Raw genomic sequence first — 273 nt, 5'->3', positions numbered from 1 at the left:
GGAGGTGCATAACCAGCCCGATATTGTAGTTTGATTGGACATAGACGCGGTACGCGCCGGTTTTGCGCATAGTATGGGTTCCCAAATAGTCCAAATCCAACAGATCGCCCACTTTACGCATGATCTTGTAAAACTGTTTCTCGGTCAAATGCTGGTCCGGGTGCTGCGTGGAGGGAAAGAGCCAGGGCGAGATTAGATTTTCCTGTTGTAACCACTGTTGGTAGGCTAAGAGGTCGCCAATGACCGGTTTTAAGTATAAGCGGTTGGCTTTCC

At 49.5% G+C, this 273-nt stretch carries 1 protein-coding gene; it reads right to left on the bottom strand.

Annotated features, from left to right (window positions below; all coding sequences use genetic code 11):
• Nucleotides 1–273: site-specific integrase (locus FC65_RS12675; protein ID WP_156408662.1), on the bottom strand; the 273-nt coding region annotated here is incomplete at both ends.

This window comes from Ligilactobacillus acidipiscis DSM 15836 (assembly GCF_001435755.1).
Classification (GTDB): domain Bacteria; phylum Bacillota; class Bacilli; order Lactobacillales; family Lactobacillaceae; genus Ligilactobacillus; species Ligilactobacillus acidipiscis.
The sequence above is the reverse complement of the archived record's forward strand: the minus strand, read 5'-3'. Positions and strand labels throughout refer to the sequence as shown.